The following is an 18,093-nucleotide window of genomic DNA, read 5'->3' on the forward strand; positions in this document are numbered from 1 at the left end:
CGCCCGGCCCGTCACCGGAGGGTCCCGGCGCGGGAATCGTCACCGGCCCGCTGCGACGGGCTGTGGGTCATCCAGTGGAACAGCCCCATCCCGACGCTGGTGGCCAGGTTGAAGCTGGAGACCTGGGGCTTCATCGGGATGGCGACCAGTGCCGTCGCCCGGCTGCGCAGCTCCGCCGACACTCCGTGGCGCTCCGAACCGAACACCATCAGCGCATCGTCGGGGATGACGACGGACCGGATGTCCTCCCCCTCCGCGTCCAGGACGTAGAGCGGCCCGCCGGGAAGCCCGGCCGGGTCCAGCCGCTCGACCGCCGTCGCGAAGTGCAGCCCGGCGCTCCCGCGCACCACGTTCTGGTGCCAGGGGTCGATGGTCCCGGTCGTCACGACACCGGTCGCGCCGAAGCCGGCCGCCAACCGGATGACCGCACCGACGTTGCCGAGGTTGCGCGGGTTGTCGAGCACGACGATCGGCGAGGTGCGCGGCGACCCGGTCAGCACCTGCTCGACCGCCCGGGCGGCGGGGCGGATCGCCAGCGCGGCCACTCCGGTCGGATGGATCTTCGGCGTGATCCGGCGCATGGCCGCTTCGGGGATCTCGGTGGCGAGCGCGGCCACGGCCTCGGCGACGTCGTCCGCGAGCACACCCGCCAGCGCCACCAGCGCGGCCCGGTCGGTGGTGACCACGCACCGCACGTCCGCGTCGAACCGCAGAGCGTGCTTCAACGCGTGGAACCCGTCGAGCAGCACCGCCCCGGGCTCCGCAGCCACCGTGCGCCACATCCGGGGGCCGGCCGAGTCGTCCGCACTCTCATCGATCACGGCCCAAGCCTAGGGTCTGTCGGAAGGCCGAAGACCCCGCCGGCCCCCCCGGTCAGAGCACGGGACGGCGCGGGCGCACCGCCTTGTCGAGGTCCGAGACGGCCTGCATCGCCAGCCGCACCCCGGCCCTGGCCACGGCGGCGGATTCGTCCGGCGGCAGCTCGGCGAGCTCGGCGTCCCAGCGCTCGTACGCGGCCCGCAGCCCGGCGAAGTCCATCCGCTGGCCGACCAGCAGTGCGCCGGCCGCGATCGCCGTCGCGTACCGGAGCTCCTCGGCGAGCTCCGTCGCCCCCGGCACCGGTTCGACGTCCTTCGCCGGGAGGTGCGCCTCCAGCAGCATGGCGCTGCGGTTGAGCAGCGCGGTCGCCGAGCGGGCCCGGTCGATCTGCTTGCGGGAGAGCTCGGGCAGGTGCGCCGAGTGCCGGACGGGCTCCGCGTCGGCCCGCTCGATCGCCTGCGACAGCTCGGACCGGGCCTCCCGGGCGTCCAGCAGCGACGTGCGGACCTCGCCGCCGCCCCCGGCCGGCTCACCGTAGACCGCGAGCACCGCACCGGCGTACCGCCCGACGGAGGCCAGCCACTCCGCCAGCCGCTCGGCCAGCCGGGCGGTCTGCCAGGTGGGGAAGAGCGCGTACGCGAGCAGGGCGACGCCACCGCCGAGCAGCGTCAGCGTGATGCGTTCGACGGCGGTGACGACCGGGTCGCCCGGCTGGAGCCCGAGCAGGAACACCACGTAGGAGGAGACGCAGGCCGTCATCAGCGCGTACCCGGTGCGCAGCGTCAGGTAGGCACCGCCGATGCAGACCACGGCGAGCGCCGCCGCGAGCCACTCGCCGGGGTGGAACAGCTGGACCACGACGGTGGAGACGGCGACACCGGCCGCCGTCCCGGCCAGCCGGGCGACACCCCGGCTGTAGGTCTGCGCGAAGTCGGGGCGCATCACCATCGCGGCGGTCAGCGGCGCCCAGTAGCCGTGGTGCAGGCCGAGCAGCTTGGCGGCGAGATAGGAGGCGGTGACGACGCCGGCCATCCGGACGGCGTGCTGGAAGACCGCCGAGCGCGGCTGGAGCTGCCGCCGGACGGCCTGCCAGGCGTAGGGGAGCAGCCGGAAGAGCGAGGGCCGGTGCAGGCCGGGGCCGACGACCGGGCTGCTGACGGTGTCCTGGTCCTGCTGGTCGAAGGTGTCGGCGGCGCGACGCAGCAGCGAGCTCAGCCGGCGGGCCGAGCGGCGGGCGGCGCCGGTCAGCCGGGGGCCTTCGGTGACGCCCTCGACCAGCCGCAGGGCCGGCGCGGAGACGGTGGTCCGCAGCGGTTCGCCGGTCCGGACGGCGTGCGCGAGGGCGTCCATCGCCTCGGCGGCGGCGGCCAGCACCTCGCGGGCGCGGTCCCGTTCGGGGCCCTCGGCGGGGGCGCCGACCCTGGGGTCGGCGAGGGCGGCCAGGGTCGGGCGGATCCGTTCGGCGGTGCCGCGCAGTCCGCGCAGTTCGGGCGGGCGGTGCCTGGCCTGCCAGGGCGTCAGGGTCGCTGCCTGCCGGGCGACGATGAACGGCTCGGGGTCGACCTGGGCCACCGGATCCTGCCGGAGCCGCCTGGCGTAGTCGGCCAGCGAGGCGTAGGTGTCGGCGAGGGCGTCCCGTTGGGCCCGCCAGCTCTCGATCGGCCAGACCGTGACGACCAGCGCCTGGACGGCGCCGCCGAGCGCACAGACCAGGCCGTGCCCGAGCGCGGTCGGCACGCTGACGGGCAGTTGGACGACGACGAGCATCACCGAGACGGTGGTGGACGCCAGCACGCCGGCGCTCGGACCGATCGCCCAGGCCAGCCCGGCCGCGAAGGCCCAGACCGCGAGCAGCACCGGAAAGGCCCCGGGCACGCCGACCGCGAGGTAGCCGAGGAAGGAGCTGACGCCCAGGGCGAGCCCGGCGGCGACCGCGAGCGAGACCCGGGGCCGGAAGCTGCGCTGGAAGGTCGCCGTCCCGGCGATGAACGCGCCCATCGCCGCCGAGGTGGCGAGGGCCGGCCCGGCGAGCGCCAGTGTCGGGAACACCACCAGGCCGACCGCGAGCGCCCCGCGCAACGCCCGCTTGGGGCTGCTGACGGTCCGGTCCAGGGTCAATCCGGTTCGCACGGTGCCACGCAGAGCCGCCAGCCAGGACATGTGCGGCAGTTTAGACCGACCGGCAAACGGAGGGCGGCGTCGCGGGCCTACCGCCGCACACCCTTCAGAACCCGCCGGACGGACCCGGGCACCCCGCGCAGGAACCCGCTCGGCAGGAACACCGCGTCGGCCGCGATCATCGCCAGCGAGAAGAACGGCAGCCCCAGCGTCACGGCGATCGCCGCGTGCTCCAGCATCATCAGCGCGAGCAGCACGTTCTTCAGCCGCCGGTTGAACAGGGTGAACGGGAAGGCGACCTGAAGGATCACCGTGCCGTAGGAGAGCAGGAAGACCAGCAGCAGGCTCGACCCGAGCAGCCCGGAGAGCCCGGGCCAGGGCACGAAGTAGTCCAGGTGCAGCGGGTAGTGCAGAGCCGTGCCGTCCTGCCAGCGGCTGCCCTGCACCTTGTACCAGCCGGCCGTGGAGTAGATCAGCACCACCTGCGCGGCGATCACCAGCATCCCGCAGTTGTGCAGCATGTTCGCCAGCGCGTCCAGCACGGCCCGCGGCTCGCCGTCCGGGCGCCACCGGTCGACGGCGTACCAGACGCCGGCCGTCAGCCAGAGCACCCACAGCAGTCCCCACACGCGTCCCGGCTGCCCGGTGGCCAGCGCCACGCCGAGCAGCCCCCAGAGCCAGACCGCCCCACGGCCGCCGCCTCCGCCGCCTCCGCCGTCTCGCCCGTCGCCTCCGCCGCCCGGCCGGGCGCGGCGGGCCCGGCGGGCGTCCAGTGACCAGACCTGGGCGCTGCGGGTGACGACCAGGTAGACCGCCATCAGGTGGACGACGTTGTCACCGCCGTCGCCGACCAGCACGTTGCGGTTCTGCAGCGACAGCACGGTGACCAGGAAGAGCGCGCCACTCGCCCTGGTCCGCCAGCCGAGCACCAGCAGCACGGCGGCGACGATCGCCAGCTGGTAGACCAGCTCGAACCAGAGCCGCCCGTGGTACCAGGTGAGCACCGTGAAGGCGTGGTTCTCCGCCAGCAGCCGGGCCGCCAGCGCGTCCGACCACGGCGACCTGTCCCCGTACAGCACCCGCCGGTTCGGCCACTCCCGCAGCAGGTACGCCGCCCACGCCAGTCCGAAGCCGATCCGGACGACGGCCGCCTGGTACGGGCCGGCCGCCCGCCCGGTGAAGGAGTCGAAGGCCTGCCGGACCCGGCCGGCCGACGGCTCGGCGGCGGCCGGGGCGCCCGGCTGGGCGGGGATGCCCGCGAGCGGTCGGGGTCCGGTCTCCTGCGGCGCGCTCACCCGAGCCCCTGGTAGTCCGTCTCGTCCACCGGCCACCAGGGCAGCACCCGGTCGGCCACCGCCGCCGGGGCCTCCTCCGCGCTCCAGGACGGCGGGGCGATGGCGGCCGTCCGCAGCCGGAACTGGATCTGGAGCACCCGCTCGCCGCCGGGCGTCCGGCCCAGCCGCTGGAGGCCGATCCGCTTGAGGTACTCCTCGGCGAGCCGTCCGCGCTCCCCTGCGACGGCGACCGTGCCGTCCTGGGTGCTGTGGGTGGAGTCGTAGAAGTCCCAGGCCCGGCGCAGCATGTTCTGGTCCAGGTGGCTGGGCGCGGGGTTGTCCCGGATCGCGGCGATGTCCTGCGCGGTCAGGCCGACCCAGTCCCGGGTGGTCACGTGCTCGGTGGGGGAGATGGTCTGCACCCGGGCGTCCACGCTGAGGTTCTGCTGGAGCGGGTTGGGCGCGAACAGCTTCCAGTTCTGCTCGAACTCCGGGTAGACCAGCTGGTCGATCGGGCCCCGGTAGCGCTGCGAGAGCGCGTTGGACGGCGCGACCTGGAGGAACAGCGCCGCCAGGAAGAGCCCGGTGCCGCCGAGCAGCAGCACCCCGGCGCCGCACAGCACGGCCAGCGCGGGGGTGGACCAGGTCCGAGCCACGGCCTGCCCCTTCCGCTGCCCCGGTGGCGGTCCCGCCGGTGTGCCCGGTCATCCTGCCCCAACCGGGCACACCGGCAACAGGGGTTCAGCGGGCCGGCGCGGCCGGCACCCACCGGGGGCGGCGGCCGGCCGCGGCTTCAGCGCTTCAGAGCTTCAGAGGACGAAGGCGTCCTGGCCGCTGCCGCTCACCATCGGACGGCCGGCGGCCTCCCAGGCGAACATCCCGCCGTCCACGTTGACCGCCTCGCGGCCCTGCTGGACCAGGTACTGCACGACCTGCGCCGAGCGCCCGCCGACCCGGCAGAGCACGTACAGCTTGCCGTCCGGCAGCTCGTCGATCCGGGCCACCACCTGGCCGATCGGGATGTGCAGCGCGCCGTCCACGTGCCCGGCGTCCCACTCGTCCTGCTCGCGGACATCGAGCAGCGGGGCGTCGGCGGGCACCGAGACGGCGTCGGTGCTGGGCAGCTGGGTGAACATCGTCGGGTTCTCCTGGGGTTCGGGGCGCTCTGCACCATTGTCGCTCGCACCGGACAGCAGCCGGTCCAGCTCCGCCTGCTGCTCGGCGGCCTTGCCGAGCAACTGCTCGGCCAGTTCCTCCAGCAGCCGGTCGGGGTCCTGCGGGGCGAGCCGCAGCAGCTCGCCCATCGCGGTGTTCTCCAGCCGGACCTGCTCGGTCGCCAGCTGGGTGATCTTCCCGGTCAGCCACTCCAGCCGCTGGTTCAGCCACCCGAGCCGGTCCGGCGCGTCCGGCGCGGGGGCCGCCTCCGGAGCGGTGGACCACTCCTCGGCCAGCTCCTCCAGCGCCCTGCTGTCGCCGTGCGCGTACGCCTCGTTGACCCGGGCGATGAAGACCGAGCGGCGCTGCTGTTCGGCCTGGTCGGTGGTCAGGTCGGGGTGCGCGCGGCGGGCCAGGTCGCGGTAGATCCGCTGCGCGTCCTTGCCGGGGCGGACCCGGCGCGGCGGCTCGGGCTCACCGGGCTCCGGACGGCCGGACTCGGTGGGGAAGCTGTCGAGCAGCGCGTCCAGATCCGGCAGCTCGTCCACCTGGCGCCGCGCCTCGGCGGCCCGCCGCCGGTCGTCGGCATCCCCCGTCCGGGCCGCGACGGCCTCGGCGACCAGGGCGTCCAGCTCGTCCAGCCGGGCGTAGAGCGGGCCGAGCAGCTGGTGGTGGACCAGCGCGAAGTTGTCGATCTCGACCCGCAGGGTCTCGACGTCGACCTCCAGCGTCAGCCAGGCGAGCTCGGTGGCGGCCACCCGCTCCTCCAGCCACTGCCGCTCGGGGTCGGTCCACTGGACGGGGCTGTCTGCGCTCAACTGCTCGCCTTCATCCGGTACGGGCGTTACGGGCTGCCACCCTACCCGGGCCCCCGGGGATCCCGGCGCTGCTCCGAACGGATGAAGTGGGGGCGAAACCGGGCGCACGGCGCGCGCAGCGCAACTGATACTTACGAATCTCCCCGATTGGCTACCAGTTCCGGGCCTCTCCATGCTTCGCTGGAAGGCGCACACGAGGGAGCACCGCAGAGTCACCGGAGTGCCACCGGTGCGGGCACCGAGGGGACGGACGGGGACCGGCAGGACACCGAAACACCCGGGAGCGGCCAGGCAGGAGCAGACCGAATCTATGGCGGACGAGCCCAACTCCACACCGAACACGGCGGGCGCCGGGGTGGTCGCCCTGCTGCGCATCGCCTCCGTCCTGGTCGACCCGGACGGCCGGATCGCCCTGTGGAACCGTGCGGCGGAGGAGCTCTTCGGGCACCGCGCCGAGGTCGCCTGCGGGCGTAACGCCTCCGGCCTGCTCCCGGCCGTCGAACCGCGCCCGGAGATCCCGGGCGCCCGGCGGGACGGCCCCGTCCCGCTCCGGGAAGGCCGCCGCTGCGACGCCCTGGACACCCTGGACGACCTCACCCGGCTCGACCGCACCCCGTGGGCCGGCGCGATGGCCGCCATCGACCGCGAGGAGCGGATCCGCGACGTCCTCTGGTGGGCCTACCCGCTGATCGAACCGTCCGGGCGCAGCCTGCTGGTCCTGGCCGCCGACGCCCGGCCGCTGCGCAGCGCCGGTCCCCGGATCGCGCTGGGCGAGCGGCTGCTCCCGTACGCGGCCGCGCAGTCCGTACCGGGCGGCTACCGGGTCGCCGCCACCTTCACCGGCACCGCCCCGGGCTGCGCCGACGCGCTCGCCGGCCTGCTGCCCAAGAGCTCCGACGAGCGCCGCCGCCGCCTGCTGGAGCAGCTCGCCGAGGCCGGCGCCCCCGCCCTGTGGGTGGACGCGGCCACCAGGCTGCCGGTGCTGCCGTACGAGCCGACGGCCGCCGGGGTGGCCCGGGTGGCGGCCGGGCTGGGCCGCCGGTATCCCACCGCGCAGCAGCGCGCCCTGCAACCGCGGGCCGCCCGGCGGCCGCCCGAGGCGACCCGCCCGGCCGTGGGCCGGCTCGACGCCGCTCTCCAGGCGCCGCCCGCACCCGCCGGTGCGGGCGTACCGGCGCCGCGCGAGGCCGCCGCCCGCCACCCCCTCGCGCGGGTGACCAGCAAGCCGTCCACCGGTCCGACCCCGGGAGGCCCCGCCATCGACCCCGTCACCGTCGATCCAGTCACCGTCGAGCCCGTCACCGTCGACCCGGCCGCCAACGGCCACACCCCCGCCCGCGCCGCCGTCCCCGCACCGGCCGGGCCGTCCCCCACCGTCGAGGTGCTCACCAGCAGCCAGGCCGGTGAGCAGCTCGCCCTGCTGAGCGACGTCGGCAGCAGCGTGGGCACCACCCTCGACCTGGACACCACCGCCCGGGAGCTGTGCCAGGTCCTGGTCCCCCGGGTCGCCGACTTCGCCTGCGTCGACCTGCTGGACGGGCTGATCTCCGACTCCGAGCTGCCACTGGGCCGGCCGGACGACGCGACCATGCTGCGCCGGGTGGCCCGCTCCTTCAACGCCGCCTCCGGCCAGTGGGACCACGTGCTGGAGGAGGGCGCGCTGCTCGCGATGCCCCGCTCCACCCCGCCCGGCCTCGCCCTCCAGGAGAACCAGCCGGTCCTGGTACCGGTGATCAGCCCGGACGTCGCGGTGGAGTACGCCCTGTCGCTCGGCAGCCAGGACCTCGTCCCGATAGTGGTCGGCCGCTCGATGCTGGTGCTGCCGCTCTCCGCCCGCGGCACCGTGCTCGGCATCCTCAAGCTGCTCCGGCTCCCCGACCGGGCGCCGTTCGACAAGAGCGACGCCGCGACCCTGCGCGAGCTGGCGGCCCGGGCGGCACTGTCGCTGGACAACGCCCGGCTGCACCGGGCCGAGTCCAAGGTCGCCACCACGCTCCAGCGCTCGATGATCCCGACCCGCCCGCCGAAGATCCCCGGCGTGCAGATCGCCCACCGCTACATGCCGGGCGACCGCCGCGCCGAGGTCGGCGGCGACTGGTTCGACGCGATCCAGCTGCCCGGCAGCCGGGTCGCCCTGGTCGTCGGCGACGTGATGGGCCACGGCCTGCACTCCGCGGCGGCGATGGGCCGGTTCCGGACGGCGATGCAGACCCTGGCCGCCCTCGACCTGCCGCCGGGCCAGCTGCTGCGGCATCTGGACAACCTGGCCCAGAAGCTCGGCGACGACCATCTGGCGACCTGCCTGTACGCGGTCTACGACCCGATCAACCGGACCTGCGAGCTGGCCAGCGCCGGGCACGTCCCGCCCGTGCTGGTGCACCCGGACGGCAGCGGCGAACTGCTGGAGATCCCGGCCGGCGCGCCGATCGGGGTGGGCGGGGTGCCGTTCGTCGCCAAGAAGATCGACGTGGTCGACGGCTCGATGCTGGTGATGTGCACCGACGGCCTGGTCGAGGTCCGGGGCGGCGACATAGGAGCCGGGCTGGCCGCGCTGTGCGGCAACCTGATCGACCCGAAGCAGACCCCCGAGGAGGCCTGCGACGTTGTCCTGGACCGGCTGCACTCCGAGGACCGCCAGGACGACATCGCCCTGCTGGTGGCCCGCTTCGACGGGGTGGCCCCGACCGAGGTCGCCACCTGGGAGCTGTCGGTCGACGCCACCGAGGTCCGCCGCGCCCGCGCCCTGGTCCGCGAGCAGCTCGGTGCCTGGCAGCTCACCGCCCTCACCGACACGGTGGAACTGCTGGTCAGCGAACTGGTCACGAACGCCGTCCGGGTCGCCCGCGACCACGTCCAGCTCCAGCTGATCCGGGTCGACAAACTCCTGGTCGAGGTCAGCGACGACAACCACAACCTCCCCTCCCTCGAACCCTCCGAGGAGATGGACGAGGACGGCCGAGGCCTCAACCTGGTCAGCAAACTGGCCGAGAGCTGGGGCACCGCGCGCAAGGCCGTGGGCAAGGTCGTCTGGTTCGAGATGAACCTCCCCCGCAGTTGACCCTCCGGGTCGGGGACTCGACGCAGCCGCACAAGTGTTCACGCACCAGCCATGCACCCCCCAGGGGCGCGTGGGGGTACCCCCGGCCGAAGGCTGGGGGAGAACTGCGCGACCAGGGCACGACGGAGGTGCACGGTTGCGCGCGCAGTTCCCCGCGCCCCTCCTGTGGTTACCCGAGTGCGTACGGTCCCCCGCGCCCCTGCTGGGGTTTCTCGTGTGCCTACAGTTCCCCTCGGGGGACCGCGTCAGCGGGCGATCGCTCCGGCCCGGCGGGCCTCCGCTCCGACGGATGCCGCCGCGCCGACCCCGGCCAGTACCCGGGGCCAGAAGTCCCCGAAGACCTCGACCGAGACGGCGATCAGCACCGCGGAGAGCAGCGCGACCACGTGCTCCAGACCGGCCAGGTTGGGGAGTACGACGGCCTCCCCGACCATCACCGCGATCACCGTGCCGCCCGTCCAGTAGGCCCGGCAGCGGAACGCGACGCAGACCGCGAGGGCCACCACCGCGGCGGACGGGCCGGTGTCACGGACGTAGGCCACCCAGCGGGGGAAGCCGAACAGGTGGTCCGGGCCGAGCTCCACCCCGAAGCGGGCGAACAGTGTCCCGGCCAGGGTGCAGACGTAGGCGATCACCAGCATCAGGCGTCGGCCCAGGACTATCTCGGCCACCCCGAAGACGAGGAACACCTGGGCCAGCGCGCCCCACACCGGCAGGTCCAGGGCGGGGACGTAGAGCGAGAGCGGCGTCCGCAGCAGCGAGACGTCGAGCGGCAGTGCGGCCTTGACCACTCCGATGTGGGTGACGAACCGGTCACCGCCGGGAAGGTGCTGGACGATGCTGAACAGCAGAATCAGGAGCGTGGCGGTCATCGCAAGCGGGACGGCTGCGAACCGTTTGCGCACCAGTTGGTCTCGGACGACCGCGAAGAGCGTGCCCCACTCGGCGAGAGCGGCCTGTTTGGCATATGCCAAAGGCCCCTTTCGCACGCCCCCCGCGTGGGTGTTCTGGTTCACGACTGCGCTCCTGTTCGCTCCTTCTCGGCCCAACACATTTCCGGCCCGGAACCATCCTGCCCCGCATGCTTCCCGAAGCCGCTGTATCCACACTAGGGACTCGCTTTAAGGAATGCCTCAGCTTGAAAGGGGAAACGCGGCTCATCCTGAAGAGGGAGAGAAACCCCCGAGGAACCCCCCGTACGCCGGTGGCCCGGAGTACAAACGCTCACCCGCAGTCGTCGGGCGGTCGCTGATCGGACGGGTATCCGGGCAGGTCGACCGGTGTTTCCGGGACCTGACCGGCCTCCCTCCGCCCCCCGGCGGAGGGACTACCCCTTCCCGTCGCGTTCCGCCACCGGCAGGCCGGGCGCGGCCGCGACAGCGGCGGCCCGGACATGTCGGCGACGGAACAGAGCGGGGAGGCTCGGTACGGTGATGAAACCCTCCGCGCGGGCACTGGCGAGGCCGATCCGCGGGATCTCGCTGCTCTTCTCGAACAGCAGATAGCGGGGCTCCCAGATCGGGCGATACTTCGCATTCGCGCGGTAGAGCGACTCGATCTGCCACCAACGGGAGAAGAAGCCCAGGACGGCGCGCCACAGCCGCAGAACCGGACCGGCCCCGAGCTTGGAGCCGCGCTCGAAGACGGAACGGAACATCGCGAAGTTCAGCGAGACCCGTTCCAGCTCGATCTGCTTCTTGTCCTGGAGCAGCTCGATCACCATGAATTCCATCAGGCCGTTCTCGGTGTCCCTGGCGCGACGCATCAGGTCCAGCGAGAGGCCCTTCTCCCCCCAGGGCACGAAACTCAGCAGTGCCTGCAGCTCACCGGCCGCGTCGTGGCACTCCAGCATCACGCAGCGCCCGTCGTCCGGGTCCCCCAGCCGCCCCAGCGCCATCGAGAAGCCGCGCTCGGTGGCGCCGTCCCGCCAGTGGTCGGCCTTGCCCACCAGTGCGGCCATCTCGGCCTCGGGGATGTCCTCGTGCCGGCGGATCCGCACCGTGTAGCCGGCCCGCTTGACCCGGTTGTACGCCTGGCGGACGACCCGCATCGCCCGGCCGTCGAGCGAGAACTCGTCCAGTTCGACGATCGCCTCGTCACCGAGCTCCAGCGCGTCCAGCCCGTGCCGGGCGTAGATCACCCCGGCCTCCTCGGAGGCGCCCATCACCGCCGGGGCCCAGGCGTGCTCGCGGGCCTCGGCCAGCCAGTTGTCGATCGCGCCCGGCCAGGCCTCCGGGTCGCCGATCGGGTCGCCGGAGGCCAGCGAGACACCGCCGAGCACCCGGTAGGCGACCGCCGCCTTGCCGCTCGGCGAGAAGATCACCGCCTTGTCCCGGCGCAGCGCGAAGTAGCCGAGCGAGTCCCGCCCGCCCTGCCGCTCCAGCAGCACCCGCAGCCGCGCCTCGTCCTCCTGCGACAGGAGCTCCTGCCCGCGCGGGCTGCGGAAGACCACGTACAGCACCAGCAGGAAGAGCACCGCGCCCATCGCGTTGATGAAGGCGTTCACCCAGGTCGGGACGTCGATCACGTCCAGCACGTGCTCGGACGGCTGGACGGTGACCATCCGGGCCACCGCGTACCAGAACCGGTCGCCGAAGTCGCCGCCGGTGACCGCGTTGTTCCAGCCGACCAGCACCGCGCCGACCACACCGCCGAAGCCGAGGCCCGCGATGAAGGTGGCCACCCCGATCTTCGGGTTGGACCGGTCCCCCTTGGAGGTGAACTCCCCGCGGCCGACCAGGCAGGCGAGGAAGAACAGCCCGGTGAGCACGGTGGAGAAGTAGTTCAGCGTGTGGTGGTTGTACTTCAGCTCCTGGTCGGGCACGACCATCAGCAGCAGGTACGCCAGGAAGAACAGCCCGGACAGCACCGTGTTGAAGATCCACGCGGCCCGCTTGCGGCGGCGCATCGCCACCGCCAGGAACAGCGACAGAACCACCGAGGTCAGACCGGCCGTCAGGAGGTAGGGGAGGAAGAACGCGCCCTCGTTGTGGTGCCGCACCTGGGTGCGGAACGGCACCGCGAGCACCGCGACCAGGTTGAGCAGGGCGAGCAGGCGGAGGTACCAGACGGTGGTCGCGGCGGCACGCGGTCGCCACCGCGCCAGCACCCGCGCGGCGGCGCCGGAGCGCTCGGGGGGAACGGCGGAGGGCTCCGGCTTCACAGTGGAGGACACAGCTCAATTCCAAACGATCAGGTCTGGGGGCGCATCCGCTGGGCCCCCGGGGCGCCTGCCCGGCCAGATCGGCCAGGGCTCCGATCGGCTCGTGCCGGTAGGGGTCACCGCTTTCCATGGTTGCTCACCACGGATGAGAATTACGTGAACCGGGCAGCGGATTCGACCCCCCGCCGAACGGCGGGGGTATCCTCCCCCGGCGGCTCCCGACACCGGCTCCCACCAGTCGCTCTAAGCTCAGAGCCCGCGCTACCCACCCGAGGAGAGACCATGACCCCGATCCGCGTACTGATCGTGGACGACGAGGTCCTGGTCCGATCCGGACTGGGCCTCATCGTCGGTTCGGCCCCCGATCTGGAGGTGGTCGGCGACTGCTCCGGCGGCCAGGCCGAGGACCGGGTGGGCGCACTGCGGCCGCACGTGGTGCTGCTGGACATCCGGATGCCGGACCTGGACGGGATATCCGTGCTGCGCCGCCTGCGCGCCCTGCCGCACCCGCCGGTGGTGGCGATGCTCACCACCTTCGACAGCGACGAGTACATCGGCACCGCGCTGCGGGCGGGCGCGGCCGGCTTCCTGCTCAAGGACACCGCCCCCGAGCAGCTGGTGCACGCCGTCCGGGTGCTCGCCGCCGGCGGCAGCGTGCTCTCGCCGACCGTCACCCGCACCGTGATCGGCGGCTACGTCGAGGGCGGCGGCCCGGACGCCGAGGCCGGCGCCCTGACCCGGGGGCTGACCGGCCGCGAGCTGGACGTGCTCGCCCTGCTCGGCGAGGGCCTGTCGAACGCCGACATCGCCGACCGGCTGTTCCTGGGCACCGGCACCGTCAAGGACCACATCAGCGCCATCCTGGGCAAGCTCGGTGCGGCCAACCGGGTGCAGGCCGCCGTGATCGCCAACCGCGCCGGGCTGGTCCGGTCGCCGCAGCGGCAGCAGCCCGAGGCATGACCGGCACCGAAGGCGCGAGAACCGCCGGCCGCACCGGCCGGGGCCGCCCGGCCTGGCTGAGCGCACCGTGGCTGACGGCGCCCTGGCTGATGCTGACGCTGCCCGTCCTGGTCGCCGCCCTGGACACCACCCTGGTCTCCAAGGGCTCCTCCTGGTGGCAGGTGTCGCTCTGCGCGCTGGCCACCGCCGCGCTGCTGCTGCGCCGGCGCTGGCCGGTCCTGGTCCTGCTGCTGACCCTGCCCGGCAGCCTGTTCACGATGATCTGGCTCGCCCCGATGGCGGCGGTCTACTCGGTGGCCGCGAACCGGTCCAAGCTCCGCGTCACGGTGCTCTGCGCCACCGCCTTCGCCCTGGTGGAGTTCTTCCACCTGCCACTGCCGGACCACCCGTTCGCGCTGGACCGGGACAACGCGCTCTACGCCATCCAGTGCGTGATGCTCGGCGCCGGTCCCGCCGCACTGGGGCTGCTCGCCCGCACCCGGCACGAGCTGGCCGTCCGGCTGGACGAGCTGACCCGGGGGCGGCAGCGCGAGAACCGGCTGCTGGCCGAACGGGTGCTGACCGCCGAGCGGGCCCGGCTGGCCCGGGAGATGCACGACGTGGTCTCGCACCAGGTCAGCCTGATCAGCATCCAGGCGGGTGCGCTCCAGGTGGTCAGCGGCGATCCGACGGTCAAGTCCACCGCCGGGACGATCCGCGAGCTCTCCGTCCGCACCCTGGACGAGCTGCGGCAGATGGTCGGCGTGCTGCGGGCGGCGGGCCTGCGCCCGGACGCGCCGCTCGCCCCGCAGCCGCGCCTGGCGGACCTGCCCGGCCTGATCGAGGGCAGCGGCCTGCGGGTCAGCAGCGAGCTGCGCCCGGGCGACTGCCCCTGGCCGGAGGCGGTCGAGCGGGCGGCCTACCGGACGGTGCAGGAGGCGCTCACCAACATCACCAAGCACGCGCCGGGCGCGGCCGTGGCCGTCCGGCTCGACAGCCGGGGCCCCCGGCTGCTGGTGGAGGTCCGCAACGGGCCGTCCGCCCCGGTGGCCGGCTCCGAGCCCGTCCTGCCCGGCGGCGGCCACGGCCTGGTCGGGCTGCGCGAGCGGGCCCAGCTGCTCGGCGGCTCGTTCACCGCCGTCGCCACCCCGGACGGCGGCTTCGTGGTCCGGGCCGACCTCCCGGCGACGGGCGAGTAGCCCGAAGCGCCCGGCGCGGCCCGGCGAACCGGGGTCCCCGGAGAACCGGGGACGGACCGGAAACGCGGGACGGACCGGAAACGCGGGACGGCGCCCTCCCCGGTCGGGGAGGGCGCCGTCCTGGTGCTGCGGGTCGGTCAGTTGCTGTAGTAGCCGAACAGGTCGACGATCACGTCGGCGCTGCCGGGCCCGAAGGCCGCCAGGTCGACCTGGCCGTTGACGACCGGGACGGTCACCTGGTTGGCGATGGTGGTGCCCGCGGTCCAGTTCAGGTTGGACGCGGTGGGGTGGGCCTGGCCGGCCGGCCAGACCGTCAGGTAGCCACCGGCGGTGGTGTCCGTGACGGTGACGTTGAGGACCGCCGAGGTGGCCTCCGCCGGGATCCGGAAGTTGCTGTCGTGCAGCGTCAGAGCGTGCGGCGTGCCGCCGCTCATCGGAGCCTTGACGTCACGGGTGTCCAGCTGCCGCACCGGGCCGGCCTGGTGGAACCGGCCGCCGGAGACCGACGGGGAGAAGTAGCCCGCGATGTCCACGATGAGGTTGGCCCCGGACTGGCTGCCGTTGAAGAAGCTGACCTTGCCGTCCGCCCCGATCGGCACGATGACCGCGTTCGGGATGGTCTGGCCTGCGCTCCAGTTGAGGTTGGAGGCCAGCGGCTGGGTGTTGCCCGACGGGTACGCGGTGAGGAAGCCGGGGCCGCCGGTGTCCGTCACGGTGACGTTGAGCACCGCGGCGGTGGCACCGGTCGGCGGAACGCCGGCCTGGCCGGCCACGGGGAGCGAGATCGTGCCCTTGGCGGGCACGTTGGCCAGCTTGGAGGAGTCGCGGGTGTCCAGCAGGCGGGTCGGGCCGACCGGCTGGAGCTGCGAGCCGGCGCCGGTGGTGGAGTAGTAGCCCTGCACGTCGGCGATGAAGGAGGTACGCCCTGCGGCGCCGTTGTACAGGTTGACCTTGCCGTCCACGACCGGCACGGTGACCAGGTTCGGGATGGTCTGGCCGGCCGTCCAGTTGATGTTGGAGGACAGCGGGCGCTGGGTGCCGTGCGGGTACGCGGTCAGGAAGCCGGCGGTGCTGGTTCCGGTGACCGTGACGTTCAGGACCACGGCGGAGACGCCGGTGCTCGGGATGCCGCCCTGGCCGTTGACCTGCAGCGTGTACTCGCTGTGGGCCTCGGTCGGGGTGCCCCGGTTGTCCAGGATGCGCTGCGGCGGGAGCGGCTGGAAGGTCGCGGCGGGCGGGCAGACCTGGTCGACGATCTGGGACGCCTTCGGCGTGCCCAGGCCGGTCGCCATGTCGTAGCCGGCCGCGGCGGCGTACAGGCCGTTGTGGTAGCCGATGTCGTTGTTGCCCGAGGTGACGTCGTTCAGCGGGCTCTGACCGGCCTTGGCCGCCTTGTACAGCGGCTGGTTCAGCAGGCCGACGCGGCCCGCGCACTTGCCGGAGGAGTTCAGGTGCGCCGAGATGGCCGCCCACAGCGGGGCCGCGCCACTGGTGCCACCGATGATCGTCCAGTAGTCCTGGGCGGTCGTGATGAGGTAGCCGGTCGCCGGGTCGGCGACGGCGGCGACGTCCGGGCTCTGCCGGCAGGTCTGCCCGGCGCCCGCGCCACAGCTGTTGGTGTAACCGGGCGCGGTGAAGCCGGCCTGGAAGTTGGTCGCGTTGTTCATGGCCCAGCGGGTGATGCCGCCGCCGCTCGCGCCCTGGTCGTGGTTCCACACCGTCTCGGACGGGTTGGCGACGCCGCCGGACAGCGTGGTGCCGCCGACGCCGGTGACGAACGGCTGGCCGGCCGGGTCGTCGGCGCTGAGGATGTTCGGGTTCGGCAGGAACTGCGGGTCCGCCGGGATCCGGTGGCAGGAGCTGGAGCCGTCGTCACCGGAGGCGGCGACCACGGTCTGGCCCTGGAGTGCGGCCTGCAGGAAGATGTCGCTCTCGGCGCGCAGCGTGGCCGGGTCGACGACCGCGTCGCAGACACCCCAGCTGGACGAGATGACCTGCGCCTTGTTGTCGTTGACGATCTGCTGGTAGGTGGCCTCCACCGCGGCGTCGGACGCGTTCTTCGCGTCCGGGCCCTGGTAGACCAGCACGTCCGCCTTCGGGGCCAGGCTCACGATGGTGTCGATGTCCAGCGCGGACTCGACACCGACGCTGTTCTGGTCCGGCGGGGCCTGCACACCGGTGTTGACCGGGACGCGGGTGACCGAGGCACTGGTGCCGTAGCAGGACTGGAAGGTCTGGAGCGCGGGCTCCGAGTACGACTCCAGCGAGAAGATCGCCACCGTGGTGCCGGCGCCGCCGTCGCTCAGGCTGTTCAGGCCGTAGACCGAGGCCAGCGAGGAGGCGCTGAAGTAGTCCTTGCCCTCGCTGACGTGCCAGCGCGCGGCCAGCTGGTCCTTGGGGGTCTGGCAGAGCGTCGGGTAGTCCGACGCGGCGCGGGCGGAGACGCCCGGCTTGCCCTGCGTCTGCGGCGTCGCGACGCCCTGGCCCATGACGTGGTTGCTGTGCTGGCGGGCCAGCGTGCTCAGACCGACCACGCTGGACACCGAGCCGGCCACGTCACCACGGATCGCCGGGGCGACGGTGTTCACCAGCCCGGTCGTGCCGTCGGCGAGGCGGTAGCCGGCGAAGTCGGTGTCGAAGGCCTTCTTGGCCGCCGCCACGGTGGTGTGCACCGGGATGGACAGGCCGTCGGCCCCCAGGTCGCCCGGAGTCAGGCCCTGGGCCTGGAGCGCCTGGCGCACCTTGGCGACGGTCGCCTGGTCGGCGCCGAAGCGCTGGGCGAACTCACCGGTGCGCAGGAACTGGTGGTACTGCGCGGAGGTGCTGTCGGTGACGGCGGCGGCGAGCGCCTTGGCGCCGTCCTCGTCGCGCGAGCGCAGGTGCACGCTGAGGTCCAGGGCGGTGTCGCCGGCCGGGGCCGCGACCTTGGCCGCGTCGGACGGCACGGGGGCGACCCCGCCGACCCGCTGCGGGGTGAGGTCCGCGGCCTGCGCCGTGACGGCGGTCGGCAGACCGGCGCCCGCGACGAGCGCGGCGGTGGCGACGGCGAGGGTGGTCGCGCGTCCGAGCGAGGCTCGTATTCGTGGCGTCCGGTGGTGACCCGAAGGGTCGAGCATCCGCGTTCTCCTTGGGATGACTGTGTGCAGGAACGGGTGAAATTCCAGACAGAACACCGGGTAAAGGACCGTAAGCCCAATAAGCTTTAACCGGTCAAAAAGGACATATCCCCCGACTGCCCAACTGAATTCCTGATGAGCTTTTTATCAGCCCGCTCCGACAGGGCCGATCTTGGGGCGCCCGCCACCGCCCCACCACCGCCCCCCAAGGAGTCCGGGCACGCAAAAGAGCCCCGCAGATCCTGAGATCTGCGGGGCTCCGCTGTGCGCGAGGGGGGATTTGAACCCCCACGTCCGTTAGGACACTGGCACCTGAAGCCAGCGCGTCTGCCGTTCCGCCACTCGCGCCCGAGTGATGTCGTAGATGCTATCCGATTCTCGGAGTGGATCCGAACCCTTACCGGGCCCTTCCCGCTCTTCGTCCCGGACTCCCT

Annotated in this window: 11 protein-coding genes and 1 tRNA gene; 3 read left to right on the forward strand and 9 right to left on the reverse strand. The window is 73.2% G+C overall.

Annotation, left to right across the window (positions count from 1 at the left end; translation table 11 throughout):
* Positions 1 to 11 precede the first annotated feature (11 nt).
* The 5 genes from ABD330_RS05630 to ABD330_RS05650 form a co-directional block, all read right to left on the reverse strand.
* On the reverse strand, positions 12 to 782 hold the full coding sequence (locus ABD330_RS05630; RefSeq protein WP_344461523.1) for a TrmH family RNA methyltransferase: 771 nt from the start codon (positions 780 to 782) through the stop codon (positions 12 to 14).
* 91 nt (positions 783 to 873) lie between these two features.
* Positions 874 to 2,979 carry an FUSC family protein gene (locus tag ABD330_RS05635; protein WP_344461374.1) on the reverse strand — a complete coding sequence of 702 codons (2,106 nt, stop codon included), beginning with the start codon at positions 2,977 to 2,979 and terminating at the stop codon, positions 874 to 876.
* A 47-nt stretch (positions 2,980 to 3,026) separates the two neighbouring features.
* Positions 3,027 to 4,232, reverse strand: coding sequence for an HTTM domain-containing protein (locus ABD330_RS05640; RefSeq protein ID WP_344461375.1), 1,206 nt, complete (start codon positions 4,230 to 4,232; stop codon positions 3,027 to 3,029).
* Positions 4,229 to 4,867 (reverse strand): DUF5819 family protein, encoded by a 639-nt coding sequence (locus ABD330_RS05645; RefSeq protein ID WP_344461377.1) that lies wholly within the window; start codon positions 4,865 to 4,867, stop codon positions 4,229 to 4,231. The genes ABD330_RS05640 and ABD330_RS05645 overlap by 4 nt, the downstream gene beginning before the upstream one ends.
* 153 nt (positions 4,868 to 5,020) lie before the next feature.
* On the reverse strand, positions 5,021 to 6,184 hold the full coding sequence (locus ABD330_RS05650; protein ID WP_344461379.1) for a rhodanese-like domain-containing protein: 1,164 nt from the start codon (positions 6,182 to 6,184) through the stop codon (positions 5,021 to 5,023).
* A 310-nt stretch (positions 6,185 to 6,494) separates the two neighbouring features.
* Here ABD330_RS05650 and ABD330_RS05655 point away from each other — a divergent pair, with 310 nt between their 5' ends.
* Positions 6,495 to 9,242: a SpoIIE family protein phosphatase gene (locus ABD330_RS05655; protein WP_344461381.1), complete on the forward strand. Its 2,748-nt coding sequence runs from the start codon at positions 6,495 to 6,497 to the stop codon at positions 9,240 to 9,242.
* 245 nt (positions 9,243 to 9,487) lie between these two features.
* On the opposite strand, the gene ABD330_RS05660 is transcribed toward ABD330_RS05655, so the two are convergent.
* Complete coding sequence (locus ABD330_RS05660) at positions 9,488 to 10,216, reverse strand: hypothetical protein (RefSeq protein ID WP_344461383.1); 729 nt, start codon at positions 10,214 to 10,216, stop codon at positions 9,488 to 9,490.
* Between the two features lie 353 nt (positions 10,217 to 10,569).
* A complete protein-coding gene (locus ABD330_RS05665) occupies positions 10,570 to 12,351 on the reverse strand; it encodes a phosphatidylglycerol lysyltransferase domain-containing protein (RefSeq protein WP_344461525.1) in 1,782 nt (593 codons plus the stop codon).
* A 336-nt stretch (positions 12,352 to 12,687) separates the two neighbouring features.
* Here ABD330_RS05665 and ABD330_RS05670 point away from each other — a divergent pair, with 336 nt between their 5' ends.
* On the forward strand, positions 12,688 to 13,365 hold the full coding sequence (locus ABD330_RS05670) for a response regulator (protein WP_344461385.1): 678 nt from the start codon (positions 12,688 to 12,690) through the stop codon (positions 13,363 to 13,365).
* Entirely contained in the window at positions 13,362 to 14,543 is a 1,182-nt protein-coding gene (locus ABD330_RS05675) for a sensor histidine kinase (RefSeq protein WP_344461387.1), read from the forward strand. The genes ABD330_RS05670 and ABD330_RS05675 overlap by 4 nt, the downstream gene beginning before the upstream one ends.
* A 137-nt stretch (positions 14,544 to 14,680) precedes the next feature.
* Here ABD330_RS05675 and ABD330_RS05680 read toward each other — a convergent pair whose 3' ends face one another.
* Together ABD330_RS05680 and ABD330_RS05685 are read right to left on the reverse strand one after the other, a co-directional pair.
* Positions 14,681 to 17,659: a S53 family peptidase gene (locus ABD330_RS05680; RefSeq protein ID WP_344461389.1), complete on the reverse strand. Its 2,979-nt coding sequence runs from the start codon at positions 17,657 to 17,659 to the stop codon at positions 14,681 to 14,683.
* 265 nt (positions 17,660 to 17,924) lie between these two features.
* Positions 17,925 to 18,007, reverse strand: a tRNA-Leu gene (locus ABD330_RS05685).
* Between the last annotated feature and the right edge of the window lie 86 nt (positions 18,008 to 18,093).

The sequence above is a fragment of the Kitasatospora kazusensis genome, assembly GCF_039529945.1.
Lineage (GTDB): Bacteria > Actinomycetota > Actinomycetes > Streptomycetales > Streptomycetaceae > Kitasatospora > Kitasatospora kazusensis.

Coding starts and splice junctions, on each gene's coding strand:
- ABD330_RS05655 (WP_344461381.1), top strand. CDS start 6,495: ATGGCGGACGAGCCCAACTCCACACCGAACACGGCGGGCGCCGGGGTG.
- ABD330_RS05670 (WP_344461385.1), top strand. CDS start 12,688: ATGACCCCGATCCGCGTACTGATCGTGGACGACGAGGTCCTGGTCCGA.
- ABD330_RS05635 (WP_344461374.1), bottom strand. CDS start 2,979: ATGTCCTGGCTGGCGGCTCTGCGTGGCACCGTGCGAACCGGATTGACC.
- ABD330_RS05680 (WP_344461389.1), bottom strand. CDS start 17,659: ATGCTCGACCCTTCGGGTCACCACCGGACGCCACGAATACGAGCCTCG.
- ABD330_RS05675 (WP_344461387.1), top strand. CDS start 13,362: ATGACCGGCACCGAAGGCGCGAGAACCGCCGGCCGCACCGGCCGGGGC.
- ABD330_RS05630 (WP_344461523.1), bottom strand. CDS start 782: ATGTGGCGCACGGTGGCTGCGGAGCCCGGGGCGGTGCTGCTCGACGGG.